The organism is Cedecea selenatireducens (assembly GCF_042138895.1).
Lineage (GTDB): Bacteria > Pseudomonadota > Gammaproteobacteria > Enterobacterales > Enterobacteriaceae > Cedecea > Cedecea selenatireducens.
In genome coordinates this window covers 178,571-195,419 of sequence record NZ_JBHIKW010000001.1, presented here as the reverse complement: position 1 = coordinate 195,419, position 16,849 = coordinate 178,571, and the positions used below count along the sequence as shown (strand labels likewise).

Annotated in this window: 12 protein-coding genes; 4 read left to right on the top strand and 8 right to left on the bottom strand. The window is 55.4% G+C overall.

Features of this window, described 5'->3' with window-relative positions; genetic code table 11:
- Positions 1 to 11: 11 nt before the first annotated feature.
- Positions 12 to 1,544: a SpoVR family protein gene (locus tag ACE38U_RS00895; RefSeq protein WP_375528981.1), complete on the bottom strand. Its 1,533-nt coding sequence runs from the start codon at positions 1,542 to 1,544 to the stop codon at positions 12 to 14.
- Between the two features lie 325 nt (positions 1,545 to 1,869).
- Between ACE38U_RS00895 and ACE38U_RS00890 the strand changes: the two genes are divergently transcribed.
- Complete coding sequence (locus ACE38U_RS00890) at positions 1,870 to 3,168, top strand: D-amino acid dehydrogenase (RefSeq protein WP_375528980.1); 1,299 nt, start codon at positions 1,870 to 1,872, stop codon at positions 3,166 to 3,168.
- An 11-nt stretch (positions 3,169 to 3,179) separates the two neighbouring features.
- Positions 3,180 to 4,250, top strand: a complete 1,071-nt coding sequence (gene dadX / locus ACE38U_RS00885) for a catabolic alanine racemase DadX (protein WP_375528979.1) — start codon at positions 3,180 to 3,182, stop codon at positions 4,248 to 4,250.
- A gap of 714 nt (positions 4,251 to 4,964) precedes the next feature.
- Here dadX and ACE38U_RS00880 read toward each other — a convergent pair.
- Both ACE38U_RS00880 and ldcA read right to left on the bottom strand, forming a co-directional pair.
- The gene (locus ACE38U_RS00880; RefSeq protein ID WP_038483486.1) at positions 4,965 to 6,695 is read right to left on the bottom strand and encodes a potassium/proton antiporter; all 1,731 of its coding nucleotides are present in this window, start codon (positions 6,693 to 6,695) and stop codon (positions 4,965 to 4,967) included.
- A gap of 74 nt (positions 6,696 to 6,769) precedes the next feature.
- Complete coding sequence (gene ldcA / locus ACE38U_RS00875) at positions 6,770 to 7,696, bottom strand: muramoyltetrapeptide carboxypeptidase (RefSeq protein ID WP_038482166.1); 927 nt, start codon at positions 7,694 to 7,696, stop codon at positions 6,770 to 6,772.
- Positions 7,697 to 7,790: 94 nt separating this feature from the next.
- Between ldcA and emtA the strand changes: the two genes are divergently transcribed.
- Positions 7,791 to 8,402, top strand: coding sequence for a membrane-bound lytic murein transglycosylase EmtA (emtA, locus tag ACE38U_RS00870; RefSeq protein ID WP_038482168.1), 612 nt, complete (start codon positions 7,791 to 7,793; stop codon positions 8,400 to 8,402).
- Here the strand turns inward: emtA and ycgR are convergent, their stop codons facing one another.
- Positions 8,403 to 9,134, bottom strand: a complete 732-nt coding sequence (ycgR, locus tag ACE38U_RS00865) for a flagellar brake protein YcgR (protein ID WP_375528978.1) — start codon at positions 9,132 to 9,134, stop codon at positions 8,403 to 8,405.
- Between the two features lie 236 nt (positions 9,135 to 9,370).
- Between ycgR and ACE38U_RS00860 the strand changes: the two genes are divergently transcribed.
- Entirely contained in the window at positions 9,371 to 9,622 is a 252-nt protein-coding gene (locus ACE38U_RS00860; RefSeq protein ID WP_375528977.1) for a GlsB/YeaQ/YmgE family stress response membrane protein, read from the top strand.
- 66 nt (positions 9,623 to 9,688) lie between these two features.
- Here the strand turns inward: ACE38U_RS00860 and ACE38U_RS00855 are convergent, their stop codons facing one another.
- The 4 genes from ACE38U_RS00855 to ACE38U_RS00840 form a co-directional block, all read right to left on the bottom strand.
- A complete protein-coding gene (locus ACE38U_RS00855; protein WP_375528976.1) occupies positions 9,689 to 11,866 on the bottom strand; it encodes a TonB-dependent siderophore receptor in 2,178 nt (725 codons plus the stop codon).
- 242 nt (positions 11,867 to 12,108) lie between these two features.
- A complete protein-coding gene (gene treA / locus ACE38U_RS00850) occupies positions 12,109 to 13,860 on the bottom strand; it encodes an alpha,alpha-trehalase TreA (protein WP_375529127.1) in 1,752 nt (583 codons plus the stop codon).
- A gap of 166 nt (positions 13,861 to 14,026) precedes the next feature.
- Positions 14,027 to 15,427 (bottom strand): DUF6384 family protein, encoded by a 1,401-nt coding sequence (locus ACE38U_RS00845; RefSeq protein ID WP_375528975.1) that lies wholly within the window; start codon positions 15,425 to 15,427, stop codon positions 14,027 to 14,029.
- Complete coding sequence (locus ACE38U_RS00840) at positions 15,427 to 16,806, bottom strand: coiled-coil domain-containing protein (RefSeq protein ID WP_375528974.1); 1,380 nt, start codon at positions 16,804 to 16,806, stop codon at positions 15,427 to 15,429. The genes ACE38U_RS00845 and ACE38U_RS00840 overlap by 1 nt, the downstream gene beginning before the upstream one ends.
- Between the last annotated feature and the right edge of the window lie 43 nt (positions 16,807 to 16,849).

The following is a 16,849-nucleotide window of genomic DNA, read 5'->3' as shown; positions in this document are numbered from 1 at the left end:
TTGCATCTGGTTTATAAAGGATTTTTTTGCGGGCACCGTTCCAGTAACTCGACGCTACCGTCCGCATTTTGCTGTTCCATAATCACGTCAAATCCCCACAGGCGGTGCACGTGCTTAAGCACCTCGCGGCGGCCTTTATCCAGCGGCGCCCGGTTGTGCGGAATATAGCGCAGCGTCAAAGAACGATCGCCACGCAGATCCACATCCCAGACCTGAATATTTGGCTCCAGGTTGCTGAGGTTGTACTGCGCCGAGAGCTGAGAGCGAATCTCCCGATAACCTTCTTCGTTATGGATGGCCGAAATCTCCAGGAAATTATTATGGTCGTCATCCAGCACGGTGAACAGGCGGAAGTCTCGCATCAGCTTAGGCGACAGAAACTGGCTGATAAAACTCTCGTCCTTGAAGTCGCGCATGGCAAAGTGCAGCGTTTCCAGCCAGTCTTTACCGGCAATATCCGGGAACCAGTAGCGGTCTTCTTCCGTCGGTGACTGGCAGATACGTTTGATGTCCTGGAACATCGCAAACCCAAGCGCGTACGGGTTAATACCGTTATACCAGGGGCTGTTATACGGTGGCTGGAACACCACGTTGGTGTGGCTATGAAGAAACTCTAACATAAAGCGGTCGCTGACTTTTCCCTCGTCATACAGATGATTCAGAATGGTGTAATGCCAGAATGTCGCCCAGCCTTCGTTCATCACCTGGGTTTGCTTTTGCGGATAAAAATACTGGCTGACCTTGCGCACAATGCGCAGGATCTCACGCTGCCACGGCTCCAGCAGCGGAGCGTTCTTCTCCATGAAATACAGCAGATTCTCCTGCGGTTCGGAAGGGAAGCGATGGGCGGACTCCGCGGTTTTTTCCTCTTCCTTACGCGGCAGCGTACGCCAAAGCGTGTTCACCTGGCTTTGCAGGTACTCCTCGCGGCTTTTCTGACGCGCTTTCTCCTCCTGCAGCGAGATTTTTTGCGGGCGTTTATAGCGGTCCACGCCATAGTTCATCAGCGCATGACACGAATCCAGCAGGCGCTCCACCTCATCCACCCCGTAGCGCTCTTCGCACTGGGTAATGTAGTTCTTAGCGAAGATCAGATAGTCGATTATCGAGCTGGCATCCGTCCAGCTTCGGAATAAATAGTTGTTTTTAAAGAAGGAGTTATGACCGTAACAGGCATGAGCAATCACCAGCGCCTGCATGGTGATGGTGTTCTCCTCCATCAAATAGGCAATGCAGGGATTCGAGTTGATGACAATCTCATACGCCAGCCCTTGCTGCCCGTGTTTATACAGGCGCTCGGTCTCGATGAATTTTTTGCCAAAAGACCAGTGCGGATAATTAATCGGCATCCCGACGCTCGAGTAGGCATCCATCATCTGCTCTGAGGTGATGACCTCAATCTGGTGGGGATAGGTGTCCAGCCTGTAGAGCTTTGCTACCCGGTCAATCTCAGCCAGGTAGATGTCCAGTAGCTCAAACGTCCAGTCGGGTCCGTCGCTCAGACGGTTGGGATCCTTTGTGGCGAAATCAGTTACGGTAGCCATCAGCGCGCCCTCATTGTTTTCGGCTCTCTCTGAATGGAAAGCCTCACTCTCAAGAATAGACAACTCCTGAAAGATAGCGCCGACAAGTAAAATTTTTTATTCGCGATTTATTGATTCCGATACCCGGCTTTTTACTCACCCTGTAGCATTTTATTTTGGCTAAAATGTTTTCCCGTGCAGGAGATGCTAATTATCCCGGGCCAGTGCTGGCGGGCAAACCTGTGAGGTTAGTCACCATAATAAAGCCATATGTTGAATAACATATTCAACTGAGTTATCAATATGTAATCAGAAGATTATTCTTTTAGCTAAATGCGGAGCAGATATGCGTGTTGTGGTGCTGGGAAGTGGTGTCGTTGGCGTGGCAAGCGCCTGGTATTTACGTCAGGCCGGGCATGAAGTCACCGTCATCGATCGCGAATCAGGGCCGGCGCAGGAAACCAGTGCCGCCAACGCCGGTCAAATTTCACCGGGTTACGCTGCACCCTGGGCGGCACCTGGCGTCCCTTTAAAAGCCATCAAATGGATGTTCCAGCGTCATGCGCCTTTGGCTATCAGCCTTGACGGCACCCAGTTCCAGCTGAAGTGGATGTGGCAGATGCTGCGCAACTGCGATACCCGCCACTACGTGGAAAACAAAGGCCGCATGGTGCGCCTGGCCGAATACAGCCGCGATTGCCTGAAAGAGCTGCGCCACGCGACCGGGATTCAGTATGAAGGCCGGCAGGGCGGGACTCTACAACTGTTCCGTACCGAGCAGCAGTATGAAAGCGCGGCAAAAGATATCGCGGTGTTGAAAGATGCCGGAGTGCCGTATGAGCTTCTGGAAGCCAGCCAGCTCAATCGCGTAGAGCCAGCGCTGGCGGACGTTGCCCATAAGCTGACCGGTGGGCTACGTTTACCTAACGACGAAACCGGTGACTGCCAGCTGTTTACCCAAAACCTGGCGCGCATGGCGGCGGAAGCGGGCGTTGAGTTTCGTTTCAATACGCCTGTCGATCGCCTGCTGTACGAAAATCAGCAAATTAGCGGCGTGCAGTGCGGCCAGGAAGTAGTGAAGGGTGATGCTTACGTGGTGGCTTTTGGCTCGTACTCCACCGGCCTGCTCAAGGGCATTGCCGATATTCCTGTCTATCCTTTAAAAGGCTACTCGCTGACTATCCCGATTGCCGATGAGCAGGGCGCGCCGGTCTCGACCATTCTCGACGAGACCTACAAAATTGCTATTACCCGCTTTGACAACCGTATTCGCGTCGGTGGAATGGCGGAAATCGTTGGCTTCAATACCGACCTGTTACAGCCGCGTCGCGAGACGCTTGAGATGGTCGTCAGAGATCTCTATCCACGCGGTGGGCACGTGGAACAGGCGACTTTCTGGACCGGCCTGCGCCCAATGACCCCGGACGGAACGCCTATTGTAGGGCGCACGCCGTTCAAGAATCTCTGGCTGAATACGGGGCACGGCACGCTGGGCTGGACGATGGCGTGTGGCTCAGGCCAGATGCTGAGCGACCTGATCTCCGGGCGCACTCCGGCGATACCGAGCGAGGATTTAGGTATTGCCCGCTACACGCCAGGCTTTACGCCCCTGAGCGCTCGCCATCTTCATGGCGCACATAACTAAAAGGAGCCGTCATGTCCCGTCCTGTGGTAGCGACGCTGGATCTCAGCGCGCTGCGCAATAATCTTGATGTGGTGCGCAGAGCCGCGCCACAGTCTCGCGTGTGGTCGGTCGTCAAGGCCAATGCTTACGGGCACGGCCTCGATCGTGTCTGGTCGGCGCTCGGCGCGACGGATGGTTTTGCGATGTTGAACCTCGAAGAGGCCATTTTGCTGCGAGAGCGTGGCTGGAAAGGTCCGATCCTGATGCTGGAAGGCTTCTTCCATGCCGATGAACTGGCTCTGTTTGATAAATACCGGCTGACCACCAGCCTGCACAGCAACTGGCAGGTTAAGGCGCTGGCGAATGCCAAACTCAGCGCGCCGCTGGACGTTTATCTTAAAATTAACAGCGGCATGAACCGGCTGGGCTTTACGCCCGATCGCGTGCACATCATCTGGCAAAAACTCCGTTCGATCTCAAACGTGGGTCAGCTGACTCTGATGGCGCATTTTGCCGATGCAGAACAGCCCGAAGGCATCATTGAGCCGATGAAGCGCATCGAGCAGGCGGCGGAAGGCATTGATGCTCCTCGTTCGCTGTCAAACTCTGCGGCGACGCTGTGGCACCCGGAAGCGCATTTTGACTGGGTTCGTCCGGGCATCATCCTTTATGGTGCGTCCCCGAGCGGCCAGTGGCAGGATGTGGCGACCAGCGGAATCCAGCCGGTGATGACGCTAAGCAGCGAAATTATCGGCATCCAGACCCTGAAAGCGGGCGATACCGTAGGCTACGGCAGCCGCTATACGGCAAGCGGTGAACAGCGTATCGGTATCGTCGCGGGTGGCTACGCGGACGGTTATCCACGCATAGCCCCGGACGGCACGCCGGTGATGGTGGACGGCGTGATGACCAGAGTGGTAGGAAAAGTGTCGATGGACATGATTACCGTGGACCTGACGCCATGCCCGCAGGCTGGCATCGGCAGCCCGGTCGAGATGTGGGGCAAAAACGTCAAAATTGATGACGTTGCCAGCGCCGCTGGTACGGTCGGTTATGAGCTGATGTGCGCGTTAGCGCCGCGAGTGCCGGTGGTGGTGAGTTAATGTTCCAGGGGCTATTTCTTCTACCTGTTTCTCTTTCCAAATATCCCGGGAGAGCTGTATAGCCCAGTATTTGTTACGTTCACCCGTAAATTGGTTTCCCCAGCACATTCAGATCACGGTGAACGTGTCCGGGGGATAACGCCATCCCCCGAACAGCCCCGGCGCCCGGCGAGCTCATCGCCGCTGAAGCGGTAAACCCACCGGCTATCACCCAAACATTCGGGGTCGTTCGCGATTCGTTCCCGACGATCGCTCTCTTTCGCTGCTCCCGGCAGCTCAACCCCGCCTGAGTTGGGTCATAACCGGGGGCGATGAGAGCCGGGAACAAGGTCGTAGCTGTGGAACTTGCAGCGACTTTTATGTTCAGCGTGGCTATAAGCTTGAAGCGAGGCTCGGTTCCGGCTTAAATCGCCTCCGTTTTCTCTCCGACTGGCCAGGGTCCGGACGTCGGGAACGGCCGGAGGCTGAGAGCGTCGGGAACGCATCTCAGCCGACCCAGGACTGGGAGATAAAACGGAGGTCTGCCGCTTTAGCGGTCGATTTATTTGGCCGGGAGTCCGGGGTCTCGGGGAAGTGACGGTGACTTCCCCGAGTCGTTCACCGGTTTGGTGGTGACATGTGAAGCAGGACAGGAAGTGAACGGAACCTTAGCCAGCACTGCATAATTATGGGTATTTGTGACTAAGATAAAGCGCCCGTTGAGGCGAGAAGAGGCTACTCCTCTTCTTCCCCGGCAACGCGGACACCAATCTTACGTACCAGGTTGTCCTCTTTCTCCGCCACCGTCCAAATCATACCGGCGAACTCAACCTGGTCACCGACAACCGGCGCGCCGCCGAGCATCCCCAGCACAAAATCACCGAGCGACTGCTGGGTATTGACCTCTTCATCCAGCGTCAGGCCGTAAATGGTCGCCACGTCGGAGAACTGGGCGCTGGCCTCCAGAATAAAGTCACCAAAGAAGCGCTGATCCAAATCCACGGGCGGCGACTGGCTAAACAGCTTTCCGAGTGCGGGAAGGTCACGTTCGCGACCGATGACGCAGAGCACATCGCCCTCGCGAAGCCGGGTGCTGCCCGTCGGGTGCAGCAGCTCGTTATCGCGGAACAGCGCGGCAATACGCGTCTCTTCAGGCATATGCAGGTCACGCAGGGCGGCACCCACGCACCATTTCTCTTCGCTCAACTGGTAGACAAACTGCTCCCACGGGTTATCAGGATGGATATCCAGCCCTACGCGGGAAACCGGCCAGCCGACCGGCGGTACCACGACTTTTGCTTTTTTCGCCGCCCAGCCGAGGGAGGTTCCCTGCAGCAGCAGTGAAACCAGCACCACGAAGAAGGCGACGTTGAAGAACAGGCGGGCGTTATCCAGCCCGGCCATCATCGGAAAGACCGCCAGAATGATAGGCACGGCGCCGCGTAGCCCAACCCAGCTGATAAACACACGCTCACGCAGGTTAAAGCCCCGGAAGGGCAGCAGGCCGGCAAAAATGGACAGCGGCCGGGCAAAGAAGATCATCCACGCTGACAGCAGCAGCGCAGGCACCGCAATCGGCAGCAGGTCAGAGGGGTTCACCAGCAGGCCAAGCACCAGGAACATACCGATTTGCGCCATCCAGGCCAGCCCGTCAAAGGTTTGCAGAATACCAAAGCGGCTGCGAATAGGCCGATTGCCCATCACAAAGCCGCACAGGTAAACCGCCAGAATGCCGCTGCCGTCCAGCGCCGTCGTCACGCCAAACACCATAATGCCGCCGCTCAGCGCCAGCATCGGATACAGCCCCTGAGGCAGGGTGATGCGGTTAATCATTTGCAGCAGCAGGTAGCCGCCGCCAAGGCCAAGCACTATCCCCAGCCCGAACTGCTGAATGATATGCACCAGGAACATCCAGCTCAGGCCTGTCTGGTGCTGCTGAATCATCTCAATCAGCGTAATGGTGAGAAACACCGCCATCGGGTCATTACTGCCCGACTCAATCTCAAGCGTTGCGCCCACGCGCTCGTTGAGGCCTTTACCGCCGAGCAGCGAAAAGACCGCCGCAGCATCGGTCGAACCGACGATGGCCCCGATAAGCAGGCCGTCAATAAGGTTCAGGTTGAACAGCCAGGCGGCTGCAACACCGGTCAAGCCGGAGGTAATTAATACGCCAACGGTTGCCAGTGAAAGCGCGGGGCCGAGCGCAACGCGAAATGAACTCGCCTGCGTTCGCATGCCGCCGTCAAGCAGGATAACCGCCAGCGCCAGGTTACTGATCAGATAGGCGAAGGGATAATTATCAAACGGGATACCGCCCAGTCCGTCGATACCGGCCAGCATGCCGATAGCCAAAAAGATAACCAGAATGGGAATGCCCAGACGAGAGGAGAATGAACTTAATAAGATACTGCAAGTTACCAGAACGGAACCCAAAATAAACAGACTGACTATCGCCCCTGCGTCCAAAATCATTCATCTCCTTAATCTATGTCGCGGAATTTTAACATGTAATCTGTGGATTAAACGCCCAAAAAAGGCGCTTAAAGTGGGTTTCTTTTGCCGAGAACCGGGTGGCCGCTTAACGTCAGACGCGCCGTTTCGCCGTCATGAATAAGCTCGCCAAACGCCCCGAGAGGCAGGGTGACGGTTTGGGGTTCGTGACCAAACGGCAGGCCGTGTAAAACAGGAACCTGTAAACGCTTCTGCAGGGTCTGGCGCATCTCTTCAAAATTATACCCTGCGTCATAGTCGGTTGCCGTCGCGCCGTTAAAACTGCCTAAAACAATCGCTTTTTGGCGAGAGAGAATGCCCGCATGGTGAAGCTGCAGCAGCATGCGCTCGACGCGGAAAGGGTGTTCGTTGATGTCTTCGACAACCAAAATGCCGCCCTCAATCGTTGGCAGCCACGGCGTACCTGTCAGCGAAATCAGCATCGCCAGATTACCGCCCCACACCGTCCCGCTTGCCTGCACGGCAGGGGCATCGCTTGCCCAACTGACGGTAAATTCAGGTTCGCTGAGCGCCTGCCAGAAGTGACGCCAGGTAAACTCGTCCATCTCCTCGGCGCCGAAATTCCCGGCGAGCATGGGGCCGCTGAAGGTGATTGTACCGCACTGCGCCAGCAGGCCTAGCTGGATAGCGGTAAAGTCGCTGTGGCCGCAGATGATTTGCGGCCTGGCTCGCAGCGCTGCGCCCAGGCGTGAGAAGTCGATGTTTTCCAGTAGGCGGCTGGCGCCATAGCCGCCGCGCACCGCGAGCACGATATCGGTTTCCGGCGGCAGCGTTGCCAGTTGATTAATCTCCGCCAGTCGTTCGCTATCCGTTCCCGCAAAACGCTGAAAACGCCTTGTGACCGCCTGCTGATTAACCACCTGATGCCCGTTCTCTTCCAGCCGGCGGATGCCCCTGGCCGCGGCCTGCTGATTAATGCAGTAACCGGATGGGGCGATTAAATGAATCAGAGACATGGCATTTCCTTGCTGAATATGAATTGGTTATCATGCCGCTATCGAGAGCGCTTGTCATCGCCGTTATGGCGAGCACATCAATAAGGATAGATGCGTGAAATTAAGATGGTTTATCGTTCTGGTGCTGTTTCTGGCCGGCTGTTCCAGCCATTCACCGCAGCAGCAGGCCCCGTGGGATCCGACTATTCCCACCCAGCGGGCGTTGAACTGGATGCCCATCACCGAGCAGTCCGGGCAGCAATGGGGCGTAAGCCCTAGATTGATAACCGCGATTATCGCGGTGGAGTCCGGCGGCAATCCGCAGCTGGTCAGCGCTTCGAACGCCATCGGGCTGATGCAAATCAAGGCCTCTACGGCGGGAAGAGAAGTATACCGCAATCAGGGCTTCAGCGGGCAGCCATCGAACAGTGAACTGCGGGATCCTGCGCGCAACATTGATATCGGCACGGCCTACCTGAGTATTCTTGAACACGGAATTTTGCGTGGGATCAACGACCCGCAGGTGATGCAGTACGCGCTGATTGTCTCTTACGTGAACGGGGCGGGGGCGCTATTAAGAACCTTTGATTCCGACAGGCAGGATGCGATAGACAAGATAAATCGCCTGAGCCCGGACGAGTTCTATCAGCATATCGCCACCAATCATCCTGCGCCGCAGGCACCGCGCTACCTGTACAAGGTGACGCGGGCCATGAACGCTATTTAATTACTTCACGCGGTTGGCCTTTTCCCGGGCCGACCGCTCCAGCGAGAAAATAATCTTTTGCAGTTCACGTTCTACCGCCGGGTTGACGTTTAAAAAACGGAAGCTTAAGCGCGGCGTTGAAATGGTTTCATTTTTGCTGTCCACCACCTTGCGCTCCGAAACCATCACCAGCTGCATATCGAAGTAAAACTTACCCCATTCCACGAGATCCATCTCTACGCGGCCAAAACGCAGGCCGGGTGCGAGGCCTGGGGGCAATGAGCCGTCAACCAACGCGCCCATGCCGCCGAGCGACAGGTCGCAAAGCCGGAAGGCAAACTCAGAGCCATCGGCCAGTTCGGTGCGACAGTAATACTGCGGCTGCATTGGGGCGGTAATGCGGAAGTATTCCCGGCGCTGCACGAACCACAGCGACGGCGGCAGCGGCGTAGTGAACGCCGGCAGATTTTGATAATCCGTCGCCTTCAGGCCGGGCAAACTAAATTCAACTTTTGCCCCCTGCGTTTCAGCGATGAACTCAATGTGGGTGGCCTTTTGCACGGAAAGGTTTTCCTGCGACTGGCTACCAAAGTCCAGCACCAGGCGGTCCGCTGAGACCTCGAGAATCTTGCTGATGAACTGCCCGTTAGACCATTCCAGCCTGACGGGAACCTGCTGTTTGTGTAAGTCGCGTAGCACACCTAATACTGCCAGAGGAGACTGCTTCAGGAACTGCTCGTTATAGTGACTCAAGGCTCAAGTCCTTGTTGTGTTTTCAGGTTGTGGTATCGAAGCTTATCGGCAAAATCGGGCAAAACTTAATACAAATTTTTGAATTTTTTTGCCTGAAAATGAACATAACCAGGTGAGATTCATCACATTTTTCTGCAACCGAACTATACTCTTTTTGACAGTAGGCCGCTGGCAGGGGCGCAGAGAGCGCCAGGCGAGCCTGCTAAAGCTCACAATGTAGAAGAGGACGTTCTAAAATGGGTATCCTGGCCTGGATTATTTTTGGTCTCATCGCGGGAGTGATTGCTAAGTTTATTATGCCTGGCAAAGACGGCGGCGGCATTATCCTCACCTGTATTCTGGGGATCGTGGGCGCGGTAGTCGGCGGCTGGGTAGCGACGGCATTGCACCTTGGCGGACCGGTAACCGGTTTTAACTGGCCGAGTTTCTTTGTGGCGGTGATTGGCGCCATTATTGTGCTGGCTATTTTCAGGATGGTACGACGGTAGAAAGTCATTCATTACAAAAAAACGGCCCTTCGGGGCCGTTTTTACGTTTAGCTTTTTATGACGAGATTAGAAATCATAACCCACGGTCGCAATAACCGAACGTTCCGCACCCCAATAGCAATAGCCCGTCCCGTAGCAGCCCGCCACATAGTCACGGCCCGTCAGGTTGGTCGCATTAAGCTGTACAAACGCGCCTTTCAGCGACGGTGTCCATGCCCCCATATCTGCCCGAACCATGGCATCCAGCAGCGTTGCAGAAGGGACCCGCAGGGTATTTTCGTTGTCGGCCCACTGTTTGCCGATGTAGCGAATCCCCGCGCCCAGGCTGATACCGTAATCGGCTTTGAACGTGCTCCACAGGCTAGCCATCTGATTTGGCGTGACGTATGGCGTGTTGCCGTCGTTGCCATCAATGGCGTCTTTGTAGCGTACGCGGTTGAGCGTATAGCTGGCGATTGTCGACAGGCGTGGCGTTAGCTGAGTACGTGCTTCCAGCTCCAGCCCCTGCGAATGTACTTTGCCCGCGGGTTCAAAATATCCGCCCTGAACGTTACGGTTGCCCACGTCTTTCTGGGTCAGATCGTAAACGGCGGCGCTGTACAGATCGCTGGTGCCAGCCGGCTGGTATTTAACCCCGGCTTCGTACTGTTCGGCGGTCGTAGGTTTCAGCAGCTTGCCTTCGGCATCGGAAAGCACCTGCGGCGTAACGGCCTGGCTGTAGCTCACATACGGAGAAATACCGTTATCAAAAGCGTACAGCAGGGAAGCGCGGCCGCTAAAGTGGTTGTCGTTGCGGTTGTCCGTCACGTCGCTATCGATCGCCGTCGCCACCAGGTGACTTTTGGTGACCAGATGATCGTAGCGGCCAGACAGCGTCATATGCCAGCGGTCCCACTTCATTTCATCCTGCAGGTACGCCCCGGTTTGCTCGTACTGGCGGCGGCCGGCTTTGACCAGCAGTCCCTGATTGATCGTCGCGTAGCTTGGGTCACGTGGATCGTAATAATAGTAACCGCCAATGCCGCCGGACACGCCGGTCCACGGGTTCAGTTTGGTGGTGTAGCCAGTCCCGTCCGTCAGGTCGTTGGTGAACCGGTGATATTCACCGCCAAGCACCACTTTATGCTGCAGTTCGCCGGTCGCGAAGTCGGCTTCCAGCTGATTGTCGATGGCCCAGGCGTCCAGCGAGGAGTTTTCGCTGCTGTAATAGCGCGAAAGTTCATTGTGAGCGGTGTCCGCCCAGCCAATCTGATAGGCCTGGCGTAGCGCCACGTTAGAGTGGGTATAGCTGGCGTTCGAGCGGAACGACCAGACATCGTCGAAGGCGTGAGCAAACTCGTAGCTGTAGATCTGCTGGTGGCGCTTGAAGGCGTCATCGCCCGGTTGCACATCAGAGAACCCGGTATCCAGCTTGCGTCCCGTTGTGGTATAGAGGCTGCCGTCGCCCGGAACGGAACCGTGGAAGCCGCCGGACGGATCTTTTTCCAGGTAAGCTCTCAGCACCAGAGACGTAGCGTCGTCAGGTTGCCACAGCAGAGAAGGCGAAATGGCGTAGCGCTCGTCGCGCGTGTTTTCATACTGCGTATCGCTATTTTTGGTCAGGCCGGTGATGCGGAAGGCCCACTGGTCGTTAATCGCGTTGGTGTAATCAAACGCCGTGCCGTTGGTATTGTGATTGCCGTACATCGCCCGCACGTGGCCTTCTTCAACAAACTGCGGGCGTTTCGAGGTTTCCATCACCAGGCCGCCCGGTACGGTCTGGCCGTAAAGTGCGGAAGAGGGGCCTTTAATGACATCAAGGCGTTCCAGGAACCACGGATCGACCTGCACGACGTTAAAGCTGCCCGCGTCGCTCATCAGGCGCAGACCATCAAGGAAAATGTTATTTACGTCACCACCGTGGAAACCGCGTAGCGCAACGGTGTCGTAGCGAGTTGCGCCGCCGGCAAAACCGGTAAAGACGCCGGGCGTGTAGTTCAGCGCGCTGTTAATGGTCTGCGCGCCCTGGTCTTCCATTTGCTGGCGAGTCACCACGGAAATGCTTTGCCCGGTGGTTATCAGCGGCTCGTCGGTTTTGGTTGCACCGCGGGTTGTGGTGGCGGTGTAACCCATCGTTGGAGAGGTTGCGGTATCGGCAGGTTTGGCGGTGACAACCAGCGTGTCTTCAGCCGATGAAGAAAAAGGGGCGATGAGAGCAAGCGCGCAGAGTAAAGCGGAGCGCTTTACGGTAAAAGCCTTTATCATTTTTTTGTCCGGAAGTATTGAGGTCATCATCCTGATGGAATTCCTCCGTCGGCCTGCGACGGGAAAACGCGGTTTCTACATGCGATTTCGAATGCGAATTATTATCGTTATTATTAGCTGATACAAGCGATACTGCGCTTTTTTATGCGTGAAAGCCCATGAAATTACTGATGATTTCATGGGCTTATTGTTTTAAATGAAATGATTAAGTTGAGGTAACGGCAGCCGTAGCCGCCGTTATTTTACTGCTTTGGCTTGTCTGCCGCGGGCGGTGTGGCTGTTTTCTCTGCCGCCGGTTTAACCGGATTGGTTACCGGGCCGGGGGTTGCCGAAGGCAGCTTGTCCGGGGCATTGTCGCAGGGCTTTTCTTTATCGCAGAGCAGGTCGAGCATTTTCAGCGCGACGCCGTTAGTCCAGCCGAAGCCGTCCTGCAGTGGGTATTCGCCACCGCCGCCGCCTGTTCCGCTGGTGGTGACATCGTATTTCTCAACCAGCTTCTGCTCTTTGTTGTAGACGTTCTGCACGTTGCTCAGGAACCGGAAGCTCACCTCCAGCGCCAAATCTTTGTGCCCGTAGTTTTGCAGGCCTTCGGTTGCCACCCATTGCAGCGGCGCCCAGCCGTTTGGCGCATCCCATTGCTGGCTGGTTTTGACGCTGGTGGCGGCCAGCCCGCCCGCGTTGAGCAGATGCTGGCGCGTAGCCTTCGCCATTTTATCCGCTCTGTCCTGCGAGGCGACATGCACATAAAGAGGGAACAGCGCGGCGGCGGTTAGCTGATTGCGAACCGTATTGCTCTTAAGGTCGTAGTCCGCATACCAGCCTTCTTTGGCGTTCCACAGGTTTTGCTCAATGGCTTTTTGACGGTCATCGGCGGCCTGTTTATAGCGCTCTGCTACCGCACTATCTTTTGCCAGTTCGCTGGCGTGAGAGAGCGTTTTCTCGAGTTGATAAAGTAGCGCATTAAGGTCAACGGGCACGATGCTTGTGGTTCTGACCGTACCGAGCTGCGTCGGATTGTCCATCCAGCGTGAGCTAAAGTCCCAGCCGGATGCCGCGGCGGCTCGCAGGTCGCGATAGATATCGGTTGCCGCACGTGCTGGCGTACTCTTCGCCGTGGTAACGTCGTCGAGATAAGCCTCGGTGCGCGGCGTGTCTTTATCATCCCAGTAGCGGTTGAGCAGGGCGCCATTTTTAAGCTTAACAACGCGCTCATGAGCATCGCCTGGCTTCAGGCCGTCGCTGCCCTCCATCCACCAGCTATATTCTTGCTTCAGCTGCGGCAAATAGGTTGTATACACGCTGTCGCCTTTATTCTGCGCGAGCAGTTCAACCATCATGGCGAAGAAAGGCGGCTGCGAACGGCCCAGATAATAGCTGCGGTTGCCGTTGGGTACATAACCCCTGGTATCGATTTCGTGCGCGAAGTTGTCCACCATGTTCTGCACATCGTCCCAGCGGCCGCTCTCGGCCAGGCCCAGCAGGGTGAAATAGCTATCCCAATAGTAGAGCTCCTGGAAGCGGCCGCCTGGCACAACGTAAGGTTTTGGCAGCGGGAGCAGCGGGTTCCATTTGTTGGTGCTGTCGGCGGAGCGGGTCAGCACCGGCCACAGCCCGTTAATGTGCTCCCGCAGGCTTTCTCCTTCCTGCGGCTTATAGTTATCCTCGTTCTTCGGCAGGATAAAGTTCACGTCAACAAAGTGGCGCAAATCAAACCCGGATAGCCTGCGCTGCATGCGGTAATCGGCAAGGATCATCAGCGGATCGCCTTTAGGCACCGCATCAGCAAAAGTTTTCTGGTCGGGGAATAGCTTCGCTGTCTGGACATCAATAAACAAAGGCCCAAAAAGCTCGTCGGGCGTTTGAGGCTGGGGAGGGCGTTCGGTTTCCTGGGCTGCAAATGAAGCAAGCGGCGTGAGGCCAAATACGGCACCGGCAACGGCCATCTGGGCCGCAAGACATAGCGCATGAGGCCGGTGCAAAACGGGTTTTATCATCATTCCTTCTCCTTCGACGGGACGCAACACGCTACGTTGCGATCAACTCCCTGAAAACCTTAGTTGAATTTTCCGAATTTCGGGTGTCATTGACGATAAAAATGCAAAAACCAGACAATTTACCGGCGTAAAAAAGCCCCGCATAGCGAGGCGTGATGGGATGGCATTACCAGCTCAGAATTCGACCGTCCATTACCGGGCGTTTGTAGCGCACCGTAAGCTGATTGGCTGGTTTATTGCCCACGATGTAGTTATCGATGTGGCCGTCCTCCTGCTTGTCTTTTTTCAGCTTCTCGAATTCGGCCTGCGAGATTCGAATGCCGAAGGTGGTCGTCTTGCGTTCCCGTCCGGTTTCACTGTCTTTTACCCAGACGGACTGCGGCACGCCCCGACTGTTTATCGCCTCGGTAATCAGGTACCAGCTGCGGCCTCCTGATTCATCGTAAGTTCGCTCCACGCCGGATTTTTCCCCGATACGATCTACGACGATGAAAGTTAGAGGTTCAACGACATACTCGTACATTTCATTCATACGATTAATTGCTTCAATCCATTCCGGAGGCGGGATTATCTCGGTATAGCCGCGTTCGGCTAAGCTACGCTCCAGCCCGCCGATAAAATCGCTAAGCGTTTTTCTGTCTTGACTGGAAAGAGGAAGCCCGAGAAGCTTATTTTTCTTTTCTGCAAAAATCTTTATCCGCTCGGCACGCGTTTTTTGCTGTTCTACGGCGGTGCTGACCTCTGCCACGGTAGCCTCTACCGTCGTGCTATTTTGCAATATAGCCTGTTTTGCTGCGTCGAATTTGGCCGCAACGTCAGAAGACTGGCTGAGGAATGTCGAGAACTGTGGATCGGCGGTAATCTCCTGCAGCGAGCCGTCAGCACGCAGCAGGCGGGTAACGTCGACGATAAGATTATTGGCGTTTTGCAGGAGATCTCTTTGTTTGTCATTCAGCGCCGTCAGCGACTGGAACTGCTCCTCGCGCTGCGCACGGGCATTCTCCATTGCCAGATTTTGTGGCTGCTGGTGGATAAACTGTTCCAGCATACCGTTTACCTTATCTTCGACCTCAGCTAAAGGCTTCATGGCCCAGACAAGTGTCGCCTTATTGGCAACATCCAGCGTCCCTTTTAGATACCGGGCAATGCCCGTCAGGTCGTGGTTTCTTTTTATCTGTAGCGAAATGCTGTTGTTCAACGCTTCCAGCTGGCTACGGGCATCATAAATCCGGTAACCCATAAACAGTGCGCTACACAGCACCAGAACGCCCAGTCCTTTTAGCCATTTGGAACTGGTCAAATAAAGGCTTGAGCCCAACCGCTGGCCGAGGGTTAACGGCGGTGACTGGTAGCTCAAACGGTGCGTGAACCAGTTTTTCACGCCTTCTTCAATAAGCTCGTCGTTAACGGACGTACCCGACTTCTGGTAGTAATCACGTATGCGCTGGCTGATTTTCTGCCGTAAAAGCGGTAAGTCTAAATGCTCTTCAACGGCAATTTGCCGGGCGTGCAGCGCGTCGATGATAGCCATCGCCCCAAGCTGATCGCTGAGTTTTACCTTATCCATCAGAAACTGTCCGTTGTCCGGTAACTGCCGCCACCGGTTGAAGAAGAAGAGCTAAAGCCTCCGCCTGAGCGCCTGCTGGAAGACGAGCCGGATGACCATGTCGTGCTGGAGGTAGCTCGACGACTGCTGCTATAGCCGCCTGTTGTTGCCGGTTTAGGACGCTTGCGGGAGGCGGCGGAGATTTTATTCATAATATCGCCCAGGCTTTGCTCGCCGTGCATATAGCGCTTGATCTGTTTATCTTCGCTATCAAGCAGGCCCCATTTAAACTCAAGGTCGGCATTATTGAAGCCATGCTGATGGAAAGAACTCTCCAGGGATTCGGCCCGATTAAGATCGTTGCGTGCCGCCTCAAGGTCGGTTTGAGCCGCTGCAATACGGCCACCGGTACTCGTCTCCTGAGGGATAAGCGTGCGTATTCTTTCGAGCATAATATCGTCTTCGGGCGAAGCGGTTTGCGTCACCAGTTCGCTGAGCTTTTGCTGCGGCAGCCGAGACATTTGTTCCGACAGGCGTCGCATAATTCGCTGAAAATTCTCACCTTCTCCGCTGGCATACTCCTGCATTTTAAGCTGCAGCTGGCTGACCTTTTGCTGGCTTACGCTCAAATTAGCTTCCAGCGCCTCAAGGCGCTGATAAAGATCGGGCAGGCCGATATTCCTTTCAATGCGGCTGACAAAAGCAGTGAAACGATCGTTACGCGCTATAGCCTGCTGCTCAAGGGTTTGTAGCTTAGTTTCGGAGGCTTTTTGCAGGGCAAAGAGCATTCGGTAATTGGCCACGTTATCGTTAAAGCGGCACAGGCCTGCAATCCAACCGTCCAGGCTGCGGCGAAGACGCCATGCGCGATATTGCTCGGTAGCATAACCTTTGTTCAGCAGGTAACTGAACAATTTCTGCTGACCGTAAACAGCCGTTTTTTCTGCGACTTCGGCCTTGAGTTCGACGTGAAGTGCCGTTTGTTTCTCTAACCCGGCCGAGAAGTTTTCCTTGTCCAGCCGCGCCTGCTCTGCTTGCGAGTCTGCGGCAAGCTGAGCGTCTCGCTCGGCTTCGTGCTGGTCTATTTGCTCATCCAGCGTGGCCAGCGCGCTTTGATGCTGCTGAAAGCGTTGTTCTTCGGCAACCAACTGCTGGCGGGTAAGGGCAATTTCGTCGTTCAACTGCTGCAGCAGAGGCTGAATGTTTTGCTCATCGACATCAACGGATGAAGATTCCTGCAAAAGCAATGTCGCCATTTTTTGATAAAGAGAGGCAATTTGCTGCTGTAGAGAGAGCTGCTGGCCGCGCAGCTCGGCCACTGAGGCTTCTACCGATGAGAGCAGCAGACGCTGGGTCGCGGTATTTTGCGCTAACGTCCTTGCCAGTTTATAGGCTTCCATTAACTCGGGTTCTCCGTAAATCGGTCCGGCATATCGGCGTTGA